Source organism: Arthrobacter sp. QXT-31 (assembly GCF_001969265.1).
Classification (GTDB): domain Bacteria; phylum Actinomycetota; class Actinomycetes; order Actinomycetales; family Micrococcaceae; genus Arthrobacter.
In genome coordinates this window covers 3,212,959-3,231,170 of the sequence record NZ_CP019304.1, presented here as the reverse complement: position 1 = coordinate 3,231,170, position 18,212 = coordinate 3,212,959, and the positions used below count along the sequence as shown (strand labels likewise).

Below are 18,212 nucleotides of genomic sequence, written 5' to 3'. Positions count from 1 at the left end.
CTGGCTGCAGAAGCACCTGGGGGGCCCACACCCGGGGAGCTGTGGAAGATCACCCTAGGCGAGCTCGACGAGAAGATGGGCGTCAAAATCGTGGAGGAGTCCGTCGATCGTGTCGTGGCGACCATGCCGGTGGAGGGGAACCGGCAGTCGTTCGGCCTCCTGCACGGCGGCGCCTCGCTGGCCGTGGGCGAAGCCGTGGGATCGTGGGCGGCAGTGATTCACGCCAGCACGCTTGGCAAGACCGCCGTCGGGGTGGATGTCTCGGCCACGCACCACCGGTCCGCCCGCGCCGGCCTCATCACCATCACCGCCACCCCCATCCACCTTGGCGGCACCCTCACCACCCACGAGGTGCTGATCACCAACGAGGCGGGCCAGCGGCTGTGCAGTATGCGGATCACCAACCTGCTGCTTGCCCCAAGGACCTGAAGCCACCCGACGGGTTGCCCCGGCTAGGCTGATCTGGTGACCGAGCCTGGCAGCCTGACACCCACCCTGATCGCGGTGGGCCTCCTGATGGCACTGACGGCGGCCGTCCTCGGCGCTTACCGGGTTCCGCATGCCTTCTCACCGGCTCTCGCCATCCTCCGCGGCGCGGCTCAGCTTGCCGCCGTGAGCCTGGTCCTCGGGGCCGTGATCGCCAGCGCCGAGTGGGTGGCCGTGGCGCTGGGCGTCATGTTCACCGTGGCCGCTGTGACCGCCGCACGCCGCCTCGGCTGGTCCTGGCGCCACTTCGCCGTAGTGGCCGGTTCGATGGCCGCCGGAGTCCTCGCGTCGCTGGTCATCGTGTTCGGCACCGGCGCCATCGAGTTCACATCCCGGTTTGTGCTGGCGATCGGCGGAATAGTGGTGGGGAACTCCATGGCGATTGCGGCGCTCGCCGGCCGCAGGTTCAACGAGGCCGTCATCGACCGCTGGGACCAGGTGGAGGGCTGGCTCGCCCTGGGCGCCACGGCCCGGCAGGCGACCCATGAGATGGCGCGCAGCGCCGTGTACTCCGCGCTGATTCCCACCGTGGACCAGACCAAAACGACCGGGCTGGTCACCCTGCCCGGGGCCTTTGTCGGGGCGATCTTCGGCGGGCTGTCGCCGCTGGAGGCAGGCCGGTTCCAGATCGTGGTTCTCGCCGCGATCATGGCCGCCGGGGCCGTCACCGCCATCCTGCTGATCAGCCTGCTGGCCCCGGTCCGTGTCCGGCCCGCTCCGCTCGCATAGGCGGCCGCACACCCGTCCCGCGCGCCGTTGACATTGCCCGGGGCGGCTTTATACGCTGACCGCTCCGGGCCACAGGCAGCGGCACTGCTGGGCCGGGCATTATCCGCTTCCCGGCAGGTGCAATCATGAGCAGACGTTCCGCACGGGTTGGCGCCGCGCTGGCGGCTGTCCTTCTGATGTTCCTGCTGGTGCGCTGCACCGGGCAGGCGAACCCCTCGGCGGACAGCACCCACTACTACGTGAGCGCGCTGGGAAGCGACAACAACGTCGGAACGTCCCCCGCTTCACCCTGGCAGTCCTTGCGAAAAATCAATGAGACGGGTTTCAGGCCCGGCGACTCCATCAGTTTCCGCAAGGGGGACGAGTGGGTCGGCACCGTCACCCTGAACGAAAGCGGCACATCGGCGTCGGCCATCAAACTGGACAGCTACGGCAACGGGAGCCTGCCAACGGTAACCACGCGGGAAGGCGAAAACTGCTTCGAGCTGAACGGCAACTACATCGAGGTGGACGGGCTGCGGGCCACCGACTGCGGGTACGCGGGATTCAACGTCAACGGCGACCACGTCGTGATCAGGAATTCCGAGGCCTCGGACAACACCGCCGGCATCAAGGTGAGCATGGGCTCAAACTTCGGAAAGTACTTCAACAACGTCCTGACGGACAACAACATCATGAACGTCAATACCCGCGGAAGGCAGTGCGGCACTGCAAAGGCAGCCAAATGCAGCGACGATTCCGGTGCCTTCGGCATCCTGATCAACGGCAACGACAACGAGTTCTCCGGCAACACCGTCACCGGTTCCACAGCCTTCTCCCACGACTTCAGCCGTGACGGCAGCGCCTTCGAAATCTATGACGGCAACCGCAACATCGTCCACAACAACAAGGCCATCGACAACAACGTTTTTTCCGAGGTCGGACGCTCCGACGGTACCGCCGACGGCAATGTGTTCCGCTACAACCTCGTCCGCTCCTCGTGCGGGTCGGACTGCAGGGAAGCCGCTGGCCTGATCATTCGTGGCCCGAACACCAAATACGGCCCCACGAACAGCACCACCTTCGAATTCAACACGGTGTGGCTGAACGGCAAACATTCCCGCGGCGTGGTCTGCCACGCTTCCTGTCCGTCCTCAACGGTCATCCGGGCCAACATCCTCGTTGCCGTGCGCGACGCCCTCTGGCTGGACGGATCCGGCTGGAGGGAGCAGTCCAACGTCGTCAACGGCCCCAGCAACGTTCCGCTGGACAGCACCTCGACGACGGCTCCCGCAAAATTCGTCCACGCCCCCAAGGACCTCCACCTCGCCGGCGGCAGCCCGGCGATAGACCGGGCGGGCAGCAGCCCGTCCGAGACGGACCTGGACCAGGTGGCCGTTCCGCAGGGCGGTCAATGCTCAGGATCCGGAAAGGCCGACGCCGGCGCCTACGAATACCGGCCGCCTAACTGTTAGCGCGGGGCAGGTGCGTCGACGCCGGCACTTCCGCCAGGTTCTTCCGCGCGCTGCGCCGCCGGAAGATAATCAGGTATCCGCTCTGCACACCAATGGAGGTGGTGGATGTGTCTGTTTACACGTTGGGTATCTGGCTCGTGAAGCCGGGCCGCGAGGACGACTTCGTGAAGGCCTGGAAGGACATCGCCGACCGCACCCACAGGGAGTACCCCGGCGGGCACGGCCTGCTGATGCGTGACCGCGACGTCCCCAACCGCTTCATCAGTACCGGTCCGTGGGCCTCAGTGGAGCAGGTGGAACAGTGGCGGTCATCGGCGACCTACACGGAGGGCATCGCGTCCATGCGGGACCTGATTGAGCACTTCGAACCGCACACCCTGGACGAAGCCGCCGTCATCGGCTGAGGCTGCGGCTTAGCGCCTCCTGCGGCGCCGCACCAGGGCCAGCATCACGCCACCGAGCAGCAGAGCCACACCTGCCCCGGTGGCTGCGAGTGTCAGGCCTGAGGCACCCGTGTCGGCCAGCGCCATCGGGGACGCATCACCGCCCAGGCCGGCCGGTGGGACGTACCCGGCAGCAGGATGCACGGCCACCACCGTCGGCTGGGGCGCGGGCGCCAGCACCGCGGGCTCGCCGCCCTTCGCCGCTGCCCGCGGGGACGCAGGCGGAGAAGCAACCGGCGAGCCGCCGGCTCCAGGTGTGCCGGAACCGCCCTCAACCGGGGGTTCAGGTGCTGCGGGCTTCGGTGCGGTACTGAAGGTGCTCAGCTCGGAGCGGCTGAAGCCGTTCACCGCCTGCGCGGTGAAGCCGTCGGCGGTGACGGGCGCACTGAAGGCCCAGTTGCCCTGGGCATCCACGTCCACGTCGAACGGTTCGCTGCCCGGAAACGCGATCCGGACCCGCGTTCCCGCCGGAACGTCGGTGGCCGGGGCCGAGGCCAGCCGCCCGGCGACCCGCTGCCCGGCGGCGATGGGCCCAGCCGGCAGGGTGCCGGCCAGGACAGGCTTGTTCAGGAACAGCCTCAGCTGCACGCCCGGGAGGACGGACATGGAATGCTGGAGCGTGGCCGCGACGGCGAAATTCTCGACGGAGTCGGCGGAGTTCCCCGCCGAATGTGTGCCCACGGCGTAGTTCCCGCTGATCCACGGCCCGCCGGAATCACCGCCGCTGGACTCCACCGATGTGGAGAGGAATCCGCTGAAGGAGCGCAGATCGGCGGGGTCCCCCGAGCCGCCGCCGACGACGTAGATCCCCACCTCGTCCACAGTGCCGCACGACCATCCCGCGGTCCGTCCGGAACGGCACACGGCCTGCCCCACGAACGGCGACGCCATGCCCACGATCTTCACGGAGCCGGTGCCGAGCCTGGTGGGGTCCGCCCACGTGGCGGTGGCGGGTAGCGGCTCGAGGTCCGCGCGGATGGATTCGATGACCGCGATGTCATTCCCCGGCGTGCCGGGATTCTCCGGATCCGCGACCCACGAATTCCCGGGACCGCCGAACTGGCTGAAGCCGAACGTCCCAAGCTTCCCGGTGACCGCGTTGTCCGCCAGGAATCCGCCTGCGGGATCCCCGGCCGGCAGCGTCACCTCGGCGAGCCGCGCGGCGCCGTCGTCGGCACAGTGGCCGGCTGTGAGGACCAGGGGCTCGCCGACGGGGCTGAACGCGCTGAAGCCGGCGGAACAGACCACCCCGCCGTCGATCCGGTACCCCTGCCCGCCGAAGAAGTCCTCTTCCGGCGCCAGCGGTTCGCCGCTCTCCAGAACCACGTTGGCATACTGCCCCACGAATTCCGACGGCGACAGCCGCCCGCCGCCCGCCTGCTCCACCAATGCCGGGCCAGCCGACGCCAGGGCACGGCTTTCTGCGGGGCCGGCACCGTCCGCTTCGCTGCTTTCCGATTCAGTACTGTCCACTTCGGTGCTGTTCGGTCCGGTGCTGCCCGGTCCGGCTGCCGGCTGCGGCTCAGCCTGGGGCTCGTTGATCCCGCCCGTACGGATGATGAACCTGCCGTCCGCCTCGGCCACGGCCTGGAGTCCCGTAGGTCCCACCTCGCGGAGGTACGCCTGGTAGAGCTGTTCGACGCTCACGGCACGACGGTCCTCGGGCGCGTCCGGGGTGGCGGCCGGCTTGGTGGGGGCAGCGCCCGGTTCCGAAGCAGCAGGTTCCGCAGCCGCACGTTTCCCCTGCTCCCCCGCGGCGTAGAATTCCTCGAGCGTCATGCCCAGGTCACGCTGCACGGCTTCAGCAAGGCCCTCCCCCGATACCCCGCCCGCCGGGGAAACAGGAGAAGCCGGGGACGGCACCGCCGGCGAGGACTGTGCGCCGCCGGCCGCCGCCGCCGTCGTACTTTCCAGGGCGGCAGAAGCCGGTGCCGCGGCGAGCGTGCTGCCCAGCGCCACGGCGGCCGTGAGGGCGAGCGCGCGCCGGAGCGCGGTGCCGGAAACGGGTGAAGTCACAGGGCTACCCTAGCGCCGAGGGCTGCGAGCACTGCATCCAGCTCGGGCCCGGTGACACCGTGCCGCAGCAGGAACTCCCGGGTCCTCAGCCGGCGCACAAAGTCCAGAACCGTAGCGCCGCGGGTTTCCAGGAGCGGGGCGAGGGTTTCCTCGTCCAGGTAGCGTTCGTGCGGATGCGGCGGCCACAGGGTCCGGTGGCGCTCGTTGATGCTGCGCATGGCGGCCTGGTAGCTGGCCACGATCTCGGAATCACTTGCGCCTGCAAGGTCCTGCAGCATGGCGGCGATCATGCCGCTGCGGTCCCTGCCGGCTGAACAGTGGATCACCACGCCCCCTGACGCAGCAGCCACGGCTTTGAACACGGCGGCGAGCCGGTCCGGGAAGAGGCGTGCGTTGGCTGCGTAGTGCGCCGGATCGTTCAGGTAGGGGTCGCACAGTGCCTTGAACTCAGGGTTTTCCGGGTCCTCGGTGGGGGCAAGCACCAGGTCGAACGCGGCGAGCGCCTCGCCCACTTCCGGGTCACTGGGCCGGCGGAGCCGTTCGCCGGGGTTCCGGAGGTCGATGATGGTGCGGATCCCGTCCCGGTAGGCTTCTTGCCAGCCCGCCGCCGTGACCCATTCCCGCCGCCCCATCCGGTAGACGGAGCCGGCCACAAGCCAGGCGTTCACCGCCCCGTCCCAGCCGATCTGTCCCCTCGCGTTCACGGAGCCAGCTAACCACACCTTCCCCGGTGGCCGCACGGGTTCCGGGGCAGGCGTTGACGGCGGGCGTACCCTTGGGACATGGCGCCGCTCCCGGGCCTGCTCATGGATGGGGATTCTGATGACAGTTGGACAGCCTTTACGACGACGGATCACCCGCCTTTCCGGCGTCCTCGCGGCCTTGGTTTTGGCTGGCCTGACCCCCGCCCCGGCATCCGCAGACAGGTTCGATTCCTACGTGGCACTCGGAGATTCTTTTGCCGCAGGCCAGGGCGCCGGTCCGTATCTGGATGCCTGCTTCAGGAGCACCCTCGGCTATCCGGCGGTGCTGGACGCAGCCCCCAAGATCGGTTTGACCGGAAACGCGGCCTGCAGCGGTGCCACCACCGGCAGTGTGCGGGACAGCCAGATCCCCGTGCTCAGCAAAAAAGTGGACCTGGTGACCGTGACCGCGGGCGGAAATGACCTGGACTCCATTGGCGCGCTGGCGATCTGTGCGGTGGACCCCGGCCAGGCGTGCACGGATGCACTGGCCCAGCGGGCGGCTGTCCTGCAGACTGCCCTGGCCAGCCCTGGGACAAGCCCCTTCTTCCAGGATCTGCTGGGAATGCTGAACGACATCAAGGCCACAGCACCGCGAGCCGACATCTACGTCGCCGGGTACCCGCTGCTGTTCGAGCCCGGCGCCGGCCCGGCCGCTGATCCTATAAACGGGCTGACGCAGCAGCTGAATGCCGTCATTGCTGCAGCAGCGCGCGAGGCGGACGGCGGGCGCGCGAAGGTTCACTTCGTGGACGTGTCGCAGGCGTTCGCCGGCCACGGCATCGGTTCCGCACAGCCGTGGATTGTGGGCCCGCCGACGCTCTGTGAGGCCTCCGCAACGTGCGGGACGTCGGTGGCGGACATCTTCCACCCCACGGCCGACGGCTACACCAGAGGCTACGCCGCGTCGATCACGGCAGCTCTCGGTTAGTTGCCCCGGGGTGGCTAGGCTGGTGTCATGATCACAGTCTCTGGCACTGTTGGTTCCTCCCTGCCGGCGCGGACTGCGTTCGCCTACCTGTCCGCCTTCGAACACACGAGTGAGTGGGACCCGGGCACGCCGGTGATGGACAAGTTGACCGAGGGACCCGTCGCCGTCGGCCACCGCTACCATGCGGAGGCGGTGTTCCGCGGCAAACGCCAGCCCATCGAGTACGAGGTCGTCGAACTGTTCGATAACCACATCAAGCTCCGGGGCGAACACCAGAAGCTCGTGGCTTTTGACTCGATCGATGTCCGCTCGCTCAGCTCCGGTTCCGAGGTCGTGTACAACGCGCAGTTCAGGATCAACTGGCCTTACAAGCTGCTGCAGCCGTTCCTCACGCCGCAGTTCATGAAGCTCCGCAACCCGGCCCTGAACGGGCTCCGGCAGAAACTCGAATCGCTGTAGCCGTCCGCAAGCCAGTACAGGAGGACTCCGTGACCAGCCAAAATCCCGATCCCCTCGAGGACCACATCACCGGGCTGGAACCCGGCGGCGGAGTGCCGCCCGGGGAAACACCTCCGGCTGAAGGCTCCACCGGCGGACCGCAGGGGCACGACGAGGGAGGACCGCCGCGCGGAACCCAGGTGGCGGTCCTGGTGGCACTCGGCATCCTGGTGCTGTTTTGCCTGCTGTTCTTCGTCGGCTACATCGTCGGCCTGCTGTAGGCGGCGGCCGGTCTCCGTGCGTTCGCACGGGCTTTCGGGCTTCGTCCCGGTTCCTGGGCGTCAGTCCGTCCAGTCGAAGAACCCCTTGCCGGTCTTCCGGCCCAGTTCGCCCCGGGCCACCTTGTCCCGCAGGATCTGGGGCGGCGCGAAGCGCTCCCCCAGTGCCGAGTGCAGGTACTCGGCGATGCCCAGTCGGACGTCCAGGCCCACGATGTCGGTGGTCTTCAGCGGCCCGGTGGGGTGCTTGTAGCCGAGCACCATGGCGGCGTCGATGTCCTCCGCGGAGGCCACGCCCTCCTCCACCATGCGCATCGCCTCCAGTGCGATTGCCACGCCCAGCCGCGAGGACGCGAACCCCGGGGCATCATTTACGACGACGGCGGTCTTGCCGAGCGCTTCCGTCCAGCCTTTCGCCTGGGCCGCCAGCTCCGGTGACGTCTCCCTGGCCACCACCACCTCGATCAGGGTGGAGGCGGGCACGGGGTTGAAGAAATGCAGCCCCACGAAATTGGCCGGCCGCTGCAGCTGTGCGGCGAGGTCAGTAACCGAGAGCGACGACGTGTTGGAAGCCAGGAAGGCATGTGCTGACAGCTGTTCCTCCACGGCTTTCAGGGCACTGACCTTCAGCTCGAAATCCTCCGGAACCGCTTCCACCACCAGGCCGCAGCCGCCGAAGGCGGAGTAGTCGGTGGACGTGCGGAAGCGGGCGAGAACCTCCTCCGGGGTCCCGTCCAGGACGCCGCGGGCAGCGGACTTGGCCACGGCATCGGTGACCCGCGTGCGGGCGCCGGCGGCAGCGTCGTCGTCGCGCTCCACCACCACCACGGTGGCGCCTTTGATGAGGAAGGCGTGGGCTATCCCGGCGCCCATGCGGCCGCCGCCGAGGACGCCGACGTGCTGGGGAATGGCGGTCATGACTTGGTCCCGTCTGTGGTGCTGTTCTGTGCGTCAGTATTCTTCTTGTCGGTGCTCTTCCTGTCAGTGTTCTTCCTGTCTGTGCTTTTCCTGATCAGGAAGTTCTGCATCCGGTCGAACTTGGCCTGTGACTCGAACAGGATGCCCTGCGCCAGCTGGTCAATTATCGGGTGCGCCTCGGCCGGGGCGTGGAACACGGACTTGGTGATCCGGACGGCCAGGGGGTCCTGCCGGGCAATCCTGTCGGCCAGCCGGTGGGCGGCGTCCATAAGCTCGGCAGGCTCATGAAGTTCGGTGACCAGGTTGACGGCGAGGGCCTCCTCGGCCTTGAGGACCCGGCCTGCCAGCAGGATTTCCTTGGCCACCGGCTCACCCACGAGTTCCTTCAGCCGCCAGCTGGCGCCGGCGGCGGCAAGAATGCCGAGGCCGGTTTCCGGGTTGCCGATCCGCACCGCAGGAGTGCCGATCCGGAAGTCGGCGGCGTATGCCAGTTCGGCGCCGCCGCCCAGGCAGTAGCCGTCCAGCGCGGCGATCACCGGCATGGGCAGCCTGGCAATCCGGACGAAGATGGTGGAGTTGATGCCCTGCAGCGCGTCGTCGCGGCGCCGCTCCCGCAGCTGGGCGATGTCCGCGCCTGAGGCAAAAACGCCTTCCGTGCCCGCGATGATGAGGACTTTGGGGTCCTTTTCCAGCGCGGCGCACACGGCATGGAGCTCATCCACCATCTGCTGGTCGATGGCGTTGCGGACGTCCGGGCGGTTGAGGAGCACCACCACGCGGTCCTCACGTTCTTCGACAAGGAGGGTGCTGAACTCGAGGGTGCTCAAGTGTCCGTTCGCGCTGGCCTGACCGTTCGCGCTGGCCTGACCGTTCGCGCTGGCCTGGCCCGGCACTACACTCGCTCCAGCAGCATGGCCGTGCCCTGGCCCACGCCGATGCACATGGTGGCGAGCCCGATCCGTGCGTCTTCCCGCTCCATCCGGCCCAGCAGGGTGATGGCGATCCGGGAGCCGCTGGAACCCAGCGGGTGCCCCAGAGCGATCGCGCCGCCGTCGTTGTTCACGATCTCCGGATCCAGCCCAAGGCGACGCACGGTGGCAAGGGACTGGGTGGCAAAAGCCTCATTAAGTTCGACGGCGCCAAGGTCACCGACGCTGAGCCCGCTCCGCTTGAGCACCTTCTGGGTTGCCGGGACCGGGCCGATGCCCATGATTTCCGGCTCGCAGCCGGCGGACGCGCCGTCGATGATGCGGGCGCGGGGCGTGAGGCCCAGCCGCTCGACCGCTGATTCGGACGCCACGATGATGGCGGAGGCGCCGTCGTTGAGGGAGGAGGAGTTGCCGGCGGTGACCACCGAGCCGCCGGGGACGACGGGGCGGAGGCCCGCCAGGACGTCCATGGAGGTGCCCGCGCGCGGGCCCTCATCCGTGTCGACGACCGTCTCGGCCTTGCGGGTCTTGACTGTCACGGGGACGACCTCGTCCTTGAAGCGGCCCGCCGCAATGGCTGCGAGCGCCCGTTCGTGGGAGCGGACGGCGAAGGCATCGGCGTCCTCGCGGGAGATGTTGTCCACGCGGCCCACCTCCTCGGCGGTTTCGGGCATGGAGTACGTCATCTTGCCGTCGCGGGAGAGCTCGCCCTTCTTGAACAGGGGGTTCACGAAGCGCCAGCCGATGGAGGTGTCGAAGATGTCCCCGGGCTTTGCGAAGGCCGCCTGCGGCTTCTCCTGGACCCAGGGCGCGCGGCTCATGGACTCCACGCCGCCGGCCACCACGATGTCCGCGGCCCCGGCCTTGATCATCTGGCTGGCCATGATGATGGCGCTCAGGCCCGAGGAGCAGAGCCGGTTCACGGTGATGCCCGGGATGTGCAGTGGAAGGCCGGCGAGGATGGTGGCCATGCGGGCCACGTTGCGGTTCTCCTCGCCGGCGCCGTTGGCGTTGCCGAGGATGACCTCATCGATCGCGTCCGGATCCACGCCCGCCCTGGCCACGGCCTCCCGGACCACCAGCGCGGCCAGGTCATCGGGCCGGACCGCCGAGAGCGCTCCGCCGTATCGTCCTACCGGGGTGCGGGCACCGCCGACCAGAAAAGCCTCGACCATGAGAACATCCTTTTCGCAGAAGCTGGGCCGGAAGCGAATAAATTACCGACCGTTCGTTCTATAAAGATTACACGGTGCGGGCAGCCGGTCAACGGGAGCGGAGTTTTTGTCCACTTGTCGCGGGTTATTGGGCCTTGAAGTCATGACAAGTGGACAAAAACTCCTCAGCCCGGGCGTCAGTCCTCGTAGCCGCAGATCGCGGCGACCTTGTCCGCCGAGGGGCTGCTGTCGTCGAAGGTGTAGCCCACCCATTCCCTGGCGAGCCGGCGTGCCAGCTCGAGGCCGATTACGCGCTGGCCCATGCACAGGACCTGGGCGTTGTTGCTGAGCACCGCGCGCTCCACGGAGAAGGAGTCGTGGGCGGTCACGGCCCGGACCCCTTTGACCTTGTTGGCGGCAATCGCCACGCCCAGGCCCGTGCCGCAGACCAGGAGCGCCCGGTCCGCGGCGCCGCTGGCCACCATGCGTGCGGCCTCAACCGCCACGTGCGGATAGGCGGTGTGGCCGTCCGGGCCCACGCCGACATCGACGACGTCCGCCACCAGGCCGTGTGCGGCCAGATCGTTTTTCAGTGCTTCCTTGTATTCGAAGCCGGCGTCATCGCAGCCGACGACTATTCGGAGTTTTTCTGCCATTTGGGTGGGCCTTTCGGGGGTTGGTCAGGGTGGTTGGTCAGGTTGGTCAGGATGGTCAGGAGGCGGGTATCCCGCTGCGCAGACCGGCCAGGTCCCGGACGAGCAGCGCGAACGAGGTGGCGCCCGCATCGGGGGTGCCAACGGATTTTTCTGCCAGCGGGCGGGCACGGCCCAGCTTGGGCCGCAGGGCCGCCGTCGCCTCCGCCTGTTCTGTGGCTACTTCGGCCGCGGCCCGCCAGGCGGCAGCGAAGGAGCTGCCCCGGCCGACGCCGTCGGCGAGCTCGCCGACGAATGGCAGGAGAGCGTCCACGAGGGTCTTGTCCCCCACAGCGGCACGGCCCAGGTCCAGGATCGCGCCGGAAAAGGCCTGGACGGCAGCCACGAAGTCGCCGTCCGTGTAGTCCGCCTTCCCGTCGGTGAGGGACTGGCCCGCCGCTTCGAGGGCGGCTCCCCACAGCACTCCGGAGGTGCCTCCGGCATGCTCCGCCCAGCCCTGGCCGGCCGACTGCAGCAGATAAGCCGCGCCAGCCCCGCCATCGTACGCCGTGCGGGCAGCCGCAAGAGCGGCGTCAATGCCCTTGACCATGCCGCGGCCATGGTCCCCGTCACCGGCCACAGCATCGATCTCGCCCAGGCGCGCTTCATTCGCATGCAGGCATGCGGCCATGCTTTCGAGGGCATTGAGGGCGGTTCCGGCAAGAACGACGGCGGCCGGGCTCGCTTCCGGGATGGCCCGGGTCTCCCGGACCCCGCCGCCTGTGTCCTGCACGTAGCCGGCTGCAGCCGCGACCGGAGCCCGCTGCTTCCGGAAGGCCGGGGTGTACGCGTCGGCTGTCCAGAACGTCTCGAGCTCGTCATGCAGCCACATCAGCGTCAGCGACACCCCTCCCATGTCCAGGCTGGTGACGAGTTCACCGACTTCGGCGTCCACCACGTCCAGTCCCGCCTCACGCAGCAGCCGGGCCACCGTGCCCCAGAGGAGGAAAAGCTCTTCGTACTTGGTGGTGCCGAGCCCGTTCAGGATGGGTGCCACGCGCCTGCCGGCGCCCTGCGGCGCGGCCTCGAGCAGTGACGTGACCATCAGCTGCGCCAGTTCGGCGGCCGGGGGCATGGCCTGGTCCCGGATGCCCGGTTCCCCGTGAATGCCCAGGCCAAGGCCCAGCTGCCCCTCCGGGACCGTGAACAGCGGCCGCCCGGCCCCCGGCATGGTGCAGCCGGAGAAGGCGACGCCGATGGTCCGGGTGGCAGCGTTGGCGGCACGCCCGGCCCGCTCAACGCCGTCGATGTCCAGCCCGGCCGCCGCTGCGGCGCCGAGCACCTTGAAGACGGAGAAGTCCCCCGCAATGCCCCGGCGCTTGTCCTCCTCGGCTGCGGAGGCGACGTCGTCCGTGACCACCACGATCCGGGTATCGATGCCCTCCTTGCGCAGGCGCTCCGCGGCGATGCCGAAGTTCATGTTGTCCCCGGCGTAGTTGCCGAAGGTCAGGACCACTCCCCGCCCCTGGTGGGCGGCCTTCGCGACCGAGTACACCTGCGCTGCCGACGGCGAGGTAAACACGTTTCCCACGACGGCACCGGTGGCGAATCCGCTGCCCACCAGGCCGGCAAAGGCGGGATAGTGCCCCGAGCCTCCGCCGACGACGACGGCCACCTGCGGTTCGCCGGTGCGCAGCGCCACGGCCCCGCCGGGGACGCCGCGGAGGCGGTCCGCATAGAGGTCAAGGAAGCCGGCGAACTGGTCTTCGGCGAATTCGGCGGGATCGTTGAAAATCCTGGTCATGGGGCTTGCTCCAAAATCTTGATGTCAGGGGTCTTAGTGGTGGCGCGTGCCGGCGCTGTCCTCCGGCACTTTGAGGAAGGTGGTGAGGGCAAAGGCGACGCCGTACAGTGCCACAAACGCCCAGACCACGCCGGCGTTTCCACCCCAGGGGAGGACGGCCGCAACGACCGCTGCGCCGAGGAACGCCGCCCCGCCTGCTGCCGTGGTGTACATCGCCATGGCGGCGCCCTTGCGGTCCGGAGTCAGCGCAGGCATGATCGCGCCCATCGGCACGAAGCCCGCCAGCAGGATTCCAAAGACGACGCCGGCCAGGACGGACAGCCAGTAGCCCCAATCGGAGCCGGGGGCCACCAGGTGCGGCACGTACCACCAGGCGAGCAGGCCCGCTGCCGAGCCGACAACGCCGAACCAGCGGACCGTGCGCTGCCATCCCCACCTGTCGCCGATGGCCCCGAAGACGGCGTTGAAGGAAATGTTGGATGCGTACACGATGACCGTCATCATCAGCCACTGCGTCTGGGACCAGCCAAGTTCACCGCTGATCACGCCGGGCAGGATCACGAACATGCCGTACTGGGGTGCGGTGTTGATGAGCCGGACGATGAAGCCGGTGAGGATCCGCGGTTCCCGCGCCAGGAGGCGGATGCCGCCGGTGAGGACTTCCGCCGTCGACTCGCCCTGGGGGGCGAGCCGCCTGCTGCCGCGCTCCTCCCGGACGCCCAGCCGGGCGATGAGGAAACCGGCCGTAACCAGGCCGATCGAGGCGGCCATGGTCAGCGACTCGCCGGTGTGGCCGCCGCCAAACAGCGGGATGAAGGTCAGCGCAAACAGGGAGCCGAACGTCGGCAGGCCGCCGGTGAACATGACGTAGAACCAGCCCACGGCCGTTCCGTTGCTCTTCCGCGGCGCCACGGTGTTGATCCAGACCAGGAACGCAAAGGCGAACAGCGGATAGCCCAGGCCGCGAAGGAAGTAGCTGGCCATGATGCCGGGAGTAAACCCTGCATTCAGGCTGACCAGGAACAGGATCTCGAACGTGACCCAAGCGGCGAAGCCGAGGGTCATCACGCGGCGCGGTCCCACAAGGTCCGAAAGGGCGCCGGAAAGGTACGAGGCGACCGTCACCGCGACGCCGTACATGGTGATGATGGTGGGGACCAGCATGGCCTGGTTACCGAGGGCCGCGGCCATGTGCGGGGCGATGAAGTTCGACTCGACGCCGTTGCCGGTCATGAAGACCAGGACGCCGAGGAAGCCCCAGCGCAGGGAATGCGGAATGCCGATTCGATCGAGCAGCCGTTCCCGCGAGGGGGCAACGGGCGTTGCAATTGTGGTCATTGGGAAAACGCCTTTGTTTTTGGGGGGATGGGTTCTTCAGGGCCGGCGGGACGCAGGGTCCCGCCGGCCGCTGGGGCGCGGTGTCTGGCGTGCGGCGCTACGCGCGGTGTCTGGCGTGCGGCGCTACGCGCGGTGGCTAGCGTGCGGCGCCGGGAAGGATCGAGACCTTGACGGAAGCGCCGGCGGTGTCGCCCACCAGGTCCAGGGCGTCCTGGAACCTGTCCAGGGGGAACTGGTTGGTGCAGATCTCGTCCATCGGCAGGATGCCTGATTCGATCATTTTGATGGCGGCGGGCCAGCAGTGGGGGCCCAGGTGCGCGCCGCGGACGTCGAGTTCCTTGTCGTCGCTGATGATGGACCAGTCCACGGAAACATCCGAACCGAAGACGGAGTATTCGACGTAGGTGCCAAGCTTTCGCAGCAGGTTTAGCCCCTGGCCCACGGCCGAGGGATGCCCCGTGCCTTCAATGTAGACGTCGGCGCCGTAGCCGTCCGTCATGTCCTTGACCGCCTGCACAGCGTCCTCGCGCCCGACGTTGATGACGACGTCGGCACCGCACTTGCGCGCAAGGGCCAGTTTGTCGTCGGACATGTCCAGGGCGACAACCTTCAGCGGGCTCTTGGCCTTGGCGCCGGCGATCATGCCGAGCCCGATCGGACCGCAGCCGGCGATCACCACGACGTCATTGAACTGGATGTTGGCCCGCTCCACGGCATGCAGGGAGCAGGACAGCGGTTCGGCAAAGGCTGCATGCTGGGGTGCCAGCTCCTTGGAGACCTTGTGCGCCCGGGCGTTGATCGGGACCACCAGGTACTCGGCCATAGCTCCGTTGTAGTTGCGGAAGCCGAACATGTCGTGCGGGCCGCACATCCAGTACTGTCCGCGCTGGCAGTACCGGCATTCCTCGCAGGGCACGATCTGCTCGCAGGCAACGCGGTCGCCAAGTTCCAGGCCATGGTGGGCCAGGGCAGCCGCCCCGCCGCGCACGATGGTGCCGACGAACTCGTGGCCGGGCGTGACCTCCTTCTGGGCCCAGGCGGGCCGGTTCTCGTCGCCCCAGAACTTTGCGGCCCCGTGGTAGCACTTGAGGTCGCTGGCACAGACACCAACGGCCTCGACTTTCATGAGCAACTCGTCCTCGCCGGGAACCGGGGTTGCCACCTCTTCAAGTGTGTAGTTTTCCGGCCCATGGCAGATGACTGCCTGCATGACGGCCGGCACAGCGGTATCCGTTGCTGCCTGTTCTTCGTACGTGGTTGTCATGGTTCCCTCCTTGGAACGTGTGACCTGGGTCAATGAATCCAGTGTGGGATCCTGCTGAACAAATGTCAAGAACAAAATTTCTGAGGCGATAATGGTGAGAAATTTTGTTCAGGGGTCCGCTAGAATGTAGGCATCTGACACGCGATGAGGGGACGGATCCATGCGGGACGCCAACGACGGTCCGGCCGGCACCGGGAGCAAATTTCCGCTGGAGCTGCTGTATCAGGCTGCGAGGATGTACTACCTGGACGATGCCAACCAGGTAAAGATCTCCCAGGCGCTGGACGTGTCCCGGCCGACCGTCAGCCGCCTGCTGGCGGAGGCCCGGCGGATCGGCCTGGTCAAAATCGAGGTGGTGAATCCGTCCCGGCACGCCTCCGACTCCCTGGGCAGTGAGCTTTCCGAAGCCCTGTCGCTTCAGAAGGTTTACCTGGCCGACGGCGACCAGTCACACCGGCTCCGGGTCGGGCTGCTCCCCCAGGTATCCGAGGCCATAACGGAGATGGCCCTGGCCCCCGGCGACGTTCTGCTGGCTTCTTCGGGCAGGACCGTATATGAACTCAGCCAGGCCGTGCTGCCAAAGCTTCCCGGCGTGCTGGTTGCCCCCAGCGTGGGGGGCCAGACCGAGCCGGAGCCCTGGTACCAGACCAATGAAATTGCCCGCGCCATGGCAGAACATGCCGGCGCACATCCCGCGTTCCTCTGGACCCAGGCGCTCCCCTCCCCCGAGATGCATCAGTTCCTGCAGCGGGATCCGGACTTCCTCAGGATCCAGCGGCTGTGGGAGTCGGCCAAGGGCGCGCTCCTGGGCGTTGGCGCTCCGCCCACCACCCGGAGCTCCATTTCACGCTTCATTCCCAAGGACGACGATTCCTTGGCCCGCGCCGTGGGCGACATCTGCCTGAACTTCTTCGACGTCCGAGGAGAACGTGTGGAGTTTCCCGGCAGCGACCGCGTGGTGGCCACACCGCCGGAGATTCTGCACGCGATCCCGCACACGGTCGGTGTTGCCGTCGGAACCGAGAAGGCCAGCAGTATAGTTGGCGGGGCCAGGGGAGGCTACTTCCGGAAGCTGGTCACCGACGCGGTTACCGCCCGGGCAGTCCTGGACTATCTGGCGGCCTAGCCTGAACCTGCCGTCCGCTCCTGCAGCCGGGCCAGCGCATGCATGTGCTCTCTGTTGCTCGGATACAGGCCGCAGTAGGTTCCGTACATCTCCTCGTAGACACCCGACGCTTCCGGCCTTGGCTCCACATGCCCTGACACCTGCATCCAGTCCGTATCCGGAGCGACGGCTCCGGTTCCCACAGCAGCCAGCAGGGCGTCCCCGTAGCTGGCCCCAATGGTCACCCGGGGAACAACCTGCACCCTGCCGATGACGTCACTGGCGATCTGGGACCAGAGCCGCGCCTGGAGCCCGCCGCCCACGGCCAGCAGCCGGGACACCGGCTCCCCCGCTTCCTCCACCAGGTCCAGCGTCTGCCGCAGGCCGAGGCAGACGCCCTCAAGCGCCGCCCGGAGGAGGTGGCCGCGTCCGTGCCTCAGTGTCAGGCCCATGATCATTCCCCGGGCGTCGGGGTCGAGGATAGGGGTCCGTTCGCCGGCAAAATAGGGAAGCACCAGCAGGCCTTCGGCGCCGGCGGGCACGCGGGCGGCTTCCTCCAGGAGGTCGGCCATCGGCGCCCCGCCGGTGATCTGCTGCAGCCAGGTCAGGAGGCTTCCCGAGGTGGCCATGCCGCCGGACAGCGTCATCGAACGTGGCTCGACGCCGGGAACAGGCCACAGCCTCGGGTGGCTCCTGAACGTTTTGAGCCGCTGCACAAAAAACATGGTGGAGCCGTACATCAGCATGGTGTCCCCCGCCTGCCGGACCCCCACGCTGTGCGCCTCCACCCAGGCATCCACCGTTCCCGCGCAGACGGGCGTCCCTGCGGGAATGCCGGTCAGCGCCGCGGCTTCGGGAGTGACCTGGCCGGCTATGTCAGCCGGCCACAGCAGCCGGGGCAGCGGCAGATGGCCGGCCACGGCGGCAGCCCGGTCCCCGATCCACTCCAGTCGGTGGATGTCGTACAGCGGATCGCACTGGCCGGCCGTCGGGTGGTCCATCACATATTCGCCGGTGAGCCGCTGCACCAGGAATGAACTGCAGGAGTACCAGTACCGTGCGGCAGCAAAAGTCCCGGGTTCGTTATTGGCGATCCAGCGCAGCTTTGGCCCTACCGATTGCGACGACAGCGCCTTTCCGCCGTCAGCCTCGATCCGCCCTACGCCGAATTCGTCGTTGAGCTCGTCAATTTCCCTGCCGGCCCTGGTGTCCACACCGTAGAGGATGGCCGGCCGCAGGGGCACATGGTTGGCGTCCGTGACGACGAGGCACGGTCCCATGCCACTGACCGCCACTCCGGCAACGCGGCGCGGGTCCTGCCTGGCGAACAGTTCCCCGCAGAGCTGCCGGACTTCTGCCCACCATGTGTTCTCCGCATCGAATTCCACCCAACCCGGCCGCGGCAGCGAGGGAGCGTGGTGCACGGTGGCGGAGTCGAGGATCCTGCCGTCGGACGTGGCCAGCACGGCCTTGCTGCTGCCGGTACCAATGTCGAGTCCTAGGAACAACCGCCGACCACCTCCCTTGTGGGGCCCGTTGCGGGGCACTGC

Annotated in this window: 18 protein-coding genes; 8 read left to right on the top strand and 10 right to left on the bottom strand. The window is 67.9% G+C overall.

Annotated elements, in window-relative coordinates; translation table 11 throughout:
- Positions 1-75 precede the first annotated feature (75 nt).
- The 4 genes from BWQ92_RS14610 (at position 76) to BWQ92_RS14595 (ending at position 3,073) form a co-directional block, all read left to right on the top strand.
- On the top strand, positions 76-429 hold the full coding sequence (locus BWQ92_RS14610) for a PaaI family thioesterase (protein WP_236783224.1): 354 nt from the start codon (positions 76-78) through the stop codon (positions 427-429).
- Between the two features lie 36 nt (positions 430-465).
- Positions 466-1,215, top strand: a complete 750-nt coding sequence (locus tag BWQ92_RS14605) for an ABC transporter permease (RefSeq protein WP_076800601.1) — start codon at positions 466-468, stop codon at positions 1,213-1,215.
- A 125-nt stretch (positions 1,216-1,340) separates the two neighbouring features.
- Positions 1,341-2,669, top strand: coding sequence for a hypothetical protein (locus tag BWQ92_RS14600; RefSeq protein WP_076800599.1), 1,329 nt, complete (start codon positions 1,341-1,343; stop codon positions 2,667-2,669).
- Between the two features lie 107 nt (positions 2,670-2,776).
- Positions 2,777-3,073, top strand: a complete 297-nt coding sequence (locus BWQ92_RS14595) for a putative quinol monooxygenase (protein WP_236782965.1) — start codon at positions 2,777-2,779, stop codon at positions 3,071-3,073.
- Between the two features lie 9 nt (positions 3,074-3,082).
- Here BWQ92_RS14595 and BWQ92_RS14590 read toward each other — a convergent pair whose 3' ends face one another.
- Together BWQ92_RS14590 and BWQ92_RS14585 are read right to left on the bottom strand one after the other, a co-directional pair.
- A complete protein-coding gene (locus tag BWQ92_RS14590; RefSeq protein WP_076800595.1) occupies positions 3,083-5,128 on the bottom strand; it encodes a S1 family peptidase in 2,046 nt (681 codons plus the stop codon).
- Positions 5,125-5,832 carry a tyrosine-protein phosphatase gene (locus BWQ92_RS14585; RefSeq protein WP_083706313.1) on the bottom strand — a complete coding sequence of 236 codons (708 nt, stop codon included), beginning with the start codon at positions 5,830-5,832 and terminating at the stop codon, positions 5,125-5,127. Before BWQ92_RS14585 ends, BWQ92_RS14590 begins: the two co-directional genes overlap by 4 nt.
- Positions 5,833-5,950: 118 nt before the next feature.
- Here BWQ92_RS14585 and BWQ92_RS14580 point away from each other — a divergent pair, with 118 nt between their 5' ends.
- The 3 genes from BWQ92_RS14580 to BWQ92_RS14570 are packed head-to-tail and all read left to right on the top strand — an operon-like array spanning position 5,951 to position 7,521.
- The gene (locus BWQ92_RS14580; protein WP_172804287.1) at positions 5,951-6,802 is read left to right on the top strand and encodes an SGNH/GDSL hydrolase family protein; all 852 of its coding nucleotides are present in this window, start codon (positions 5,951-5,953) and stop codon (positions 6,800-6,802) included.
- Positions 6,803-6,829: 27 nt separating this feature from the next.
- Positions 6,830-7,261, top strand: coding sequence for an SRPBCC family protein (locus tag BWQ92_RS14575; RefSeq protein ID WP_076800589.1), 432 nt, complete (start codon positions 6,830-6,832; stop codon positions 7,259-7,261).
- 29 nt (positions 7,262-7,290) lie between these two features.
- Positions 7,291-7,521, top strand: coding sequence for a DUF6480 family protein (locus tag BWQ92_RS14570; RefSeq protein WP_076800588.1), 231 nt, complete (start codon positions 7,291-7,293; stop codon positions 7,519-7,521).
- Positions 7,522-7,581: 60 nt separating this feature from the next.
- On the opposite strand, the gene BWQ92_RS14565 is transcribed toward BWQ92_RS14570, so the two are convergent.
- The 7 genes from BWQ92_RS14565 to BWQ92_RS14535 all read right to left on the bottom strand — a co-directional run bounded on the left by BWQ92_RS14565 (position 7,582) and on the right by BWQ92_RS14535 (position 15,557).
- A complete protein-coding gene (locus BWQ92_RS14565) occupies positions 7,582-8,436 on the bottom strand; it encodes a 3-hydroxyacyl-CoA dehydrogenase family protein (protein WP_076800586.1) in 855 nt (284 codons plus the stop codon).
- Positions 8,433-9,263 carry an enoyl-CoA hydratase/isomerase family protein gene (locus BWQ92_RS14560; protein ID WP_076803736.1) on the bottom strand — a complete coding sequence of 277 codons (831 nt, stop codon included), beginning with the start codon at positions 9,261-9,263 and terminating at the stop codon, positions 8,433-8,435. The genes BWQ92_RS14565 and BWQ92_RS14560 overlap by 4 nt, the downstream gene beginning before the upstream one ends.
- 65 nt (positions 9,264-9,328) lie before the next feature.
- Positions 9,329-10,540 carry a thiolase family protein gene (locus BWQ92_RS14555; RefSeq protein ID WP_076800584.1) on the bottom strand — a complete coding sequence of 404 codons (1,212 nt, stop codon included), beginning with the start codon at positions 10,538-10,540 and terminating at the stop codon, positions 9,329-9,331.
- Positions 10,541-10,716: 176 nt separating this feature from the next.
- Positions 10,717-11,175, bottom strand: a complete 459-nt coding sequence (locus tag BWQ92_RS14550; RefSeq protein WP_076800582.1) for a ribose-5-phosphate isomerase — start codon at positions 11,173-11,175, stop codon at positions 10,717-10,719.
- A gap of 55 nt (positions 11,176-11,230) precedes the next feature.
- Positions 11,231-12,955 (bottom strand): dihydroxyacetone kinase family protein, encoded by a 1,725-nt coding sequence (locus tag BWQ92_RS14545; RefSeq protein WP_076800580.1) that lies wholly within the window; start codon positions 12,953-12,955, stop codon positions 11,231-11,233.
- Positions 12,956-12,988: 33 nt separating this feature from the next.
- Positions 12,989-14,293: an RbtT/DalT/CsbX family MFS transporter gene (locus tag BWQ92_RS14540; RefSeq protein ID WP_076800578.1), complete on the bottom strand. Its 1,305-nt coding sequence runs from the start codon at positions 14,291-14,293 to the stop codon at positions 12,989-12,991.
- Positions 14,294-14,429: 136 nt separating this feature from the next.
- The gene (locus BWQ92_RS14535) at positions 14,430-15,557 is read right to left on the bottom strand and encodes a zinc-binding dehydrogenase (protein ID WP_076800576.1); all 1,128 of its coding nucleotides are present in this window, start codon (positions 15,555-15,557) and stop codon (positions 14,430-14,432) included.
- 160 nt (positions 15,558-15,717) lie between these two features.
- Here BWQ92_RS14535 and BWQ92_RS14530 point away from each other — a divergent pair, with 160 nt between their 5' ends.
- Complete coding sequence (locus tag BWQ92_RS14530; protein ID WP_076800574.1) at positions 15,718-16,683, top strand: sugar-binding transcriptional regulator; 966 nt, start codon at positions 15,718-15,720, stop codon at positions 16,681-16,683.
- Here the strand turns inward: BWQ92_RS14530 and BWQ92_RS14525 are convergent.
- On the bottom strand, positions 16,680-18,170 hold the full coding sequence (locus tag BWQ92_RS14525; RefSeq protein ID WP_236782964.1) for an FGGY-family carbohydrate kinase: 1,491 nt from the start codon (positions 18,168-18,170) through the stop codon (positions 16,680-16,682). The two genes, BWQ92_RS14530 and BWQ92_RS14525, sit on opposite strands and share 4 nt — an antisense overlap.
- Positions 18,171-18,212: the final 42 nt, after the last annotated feature.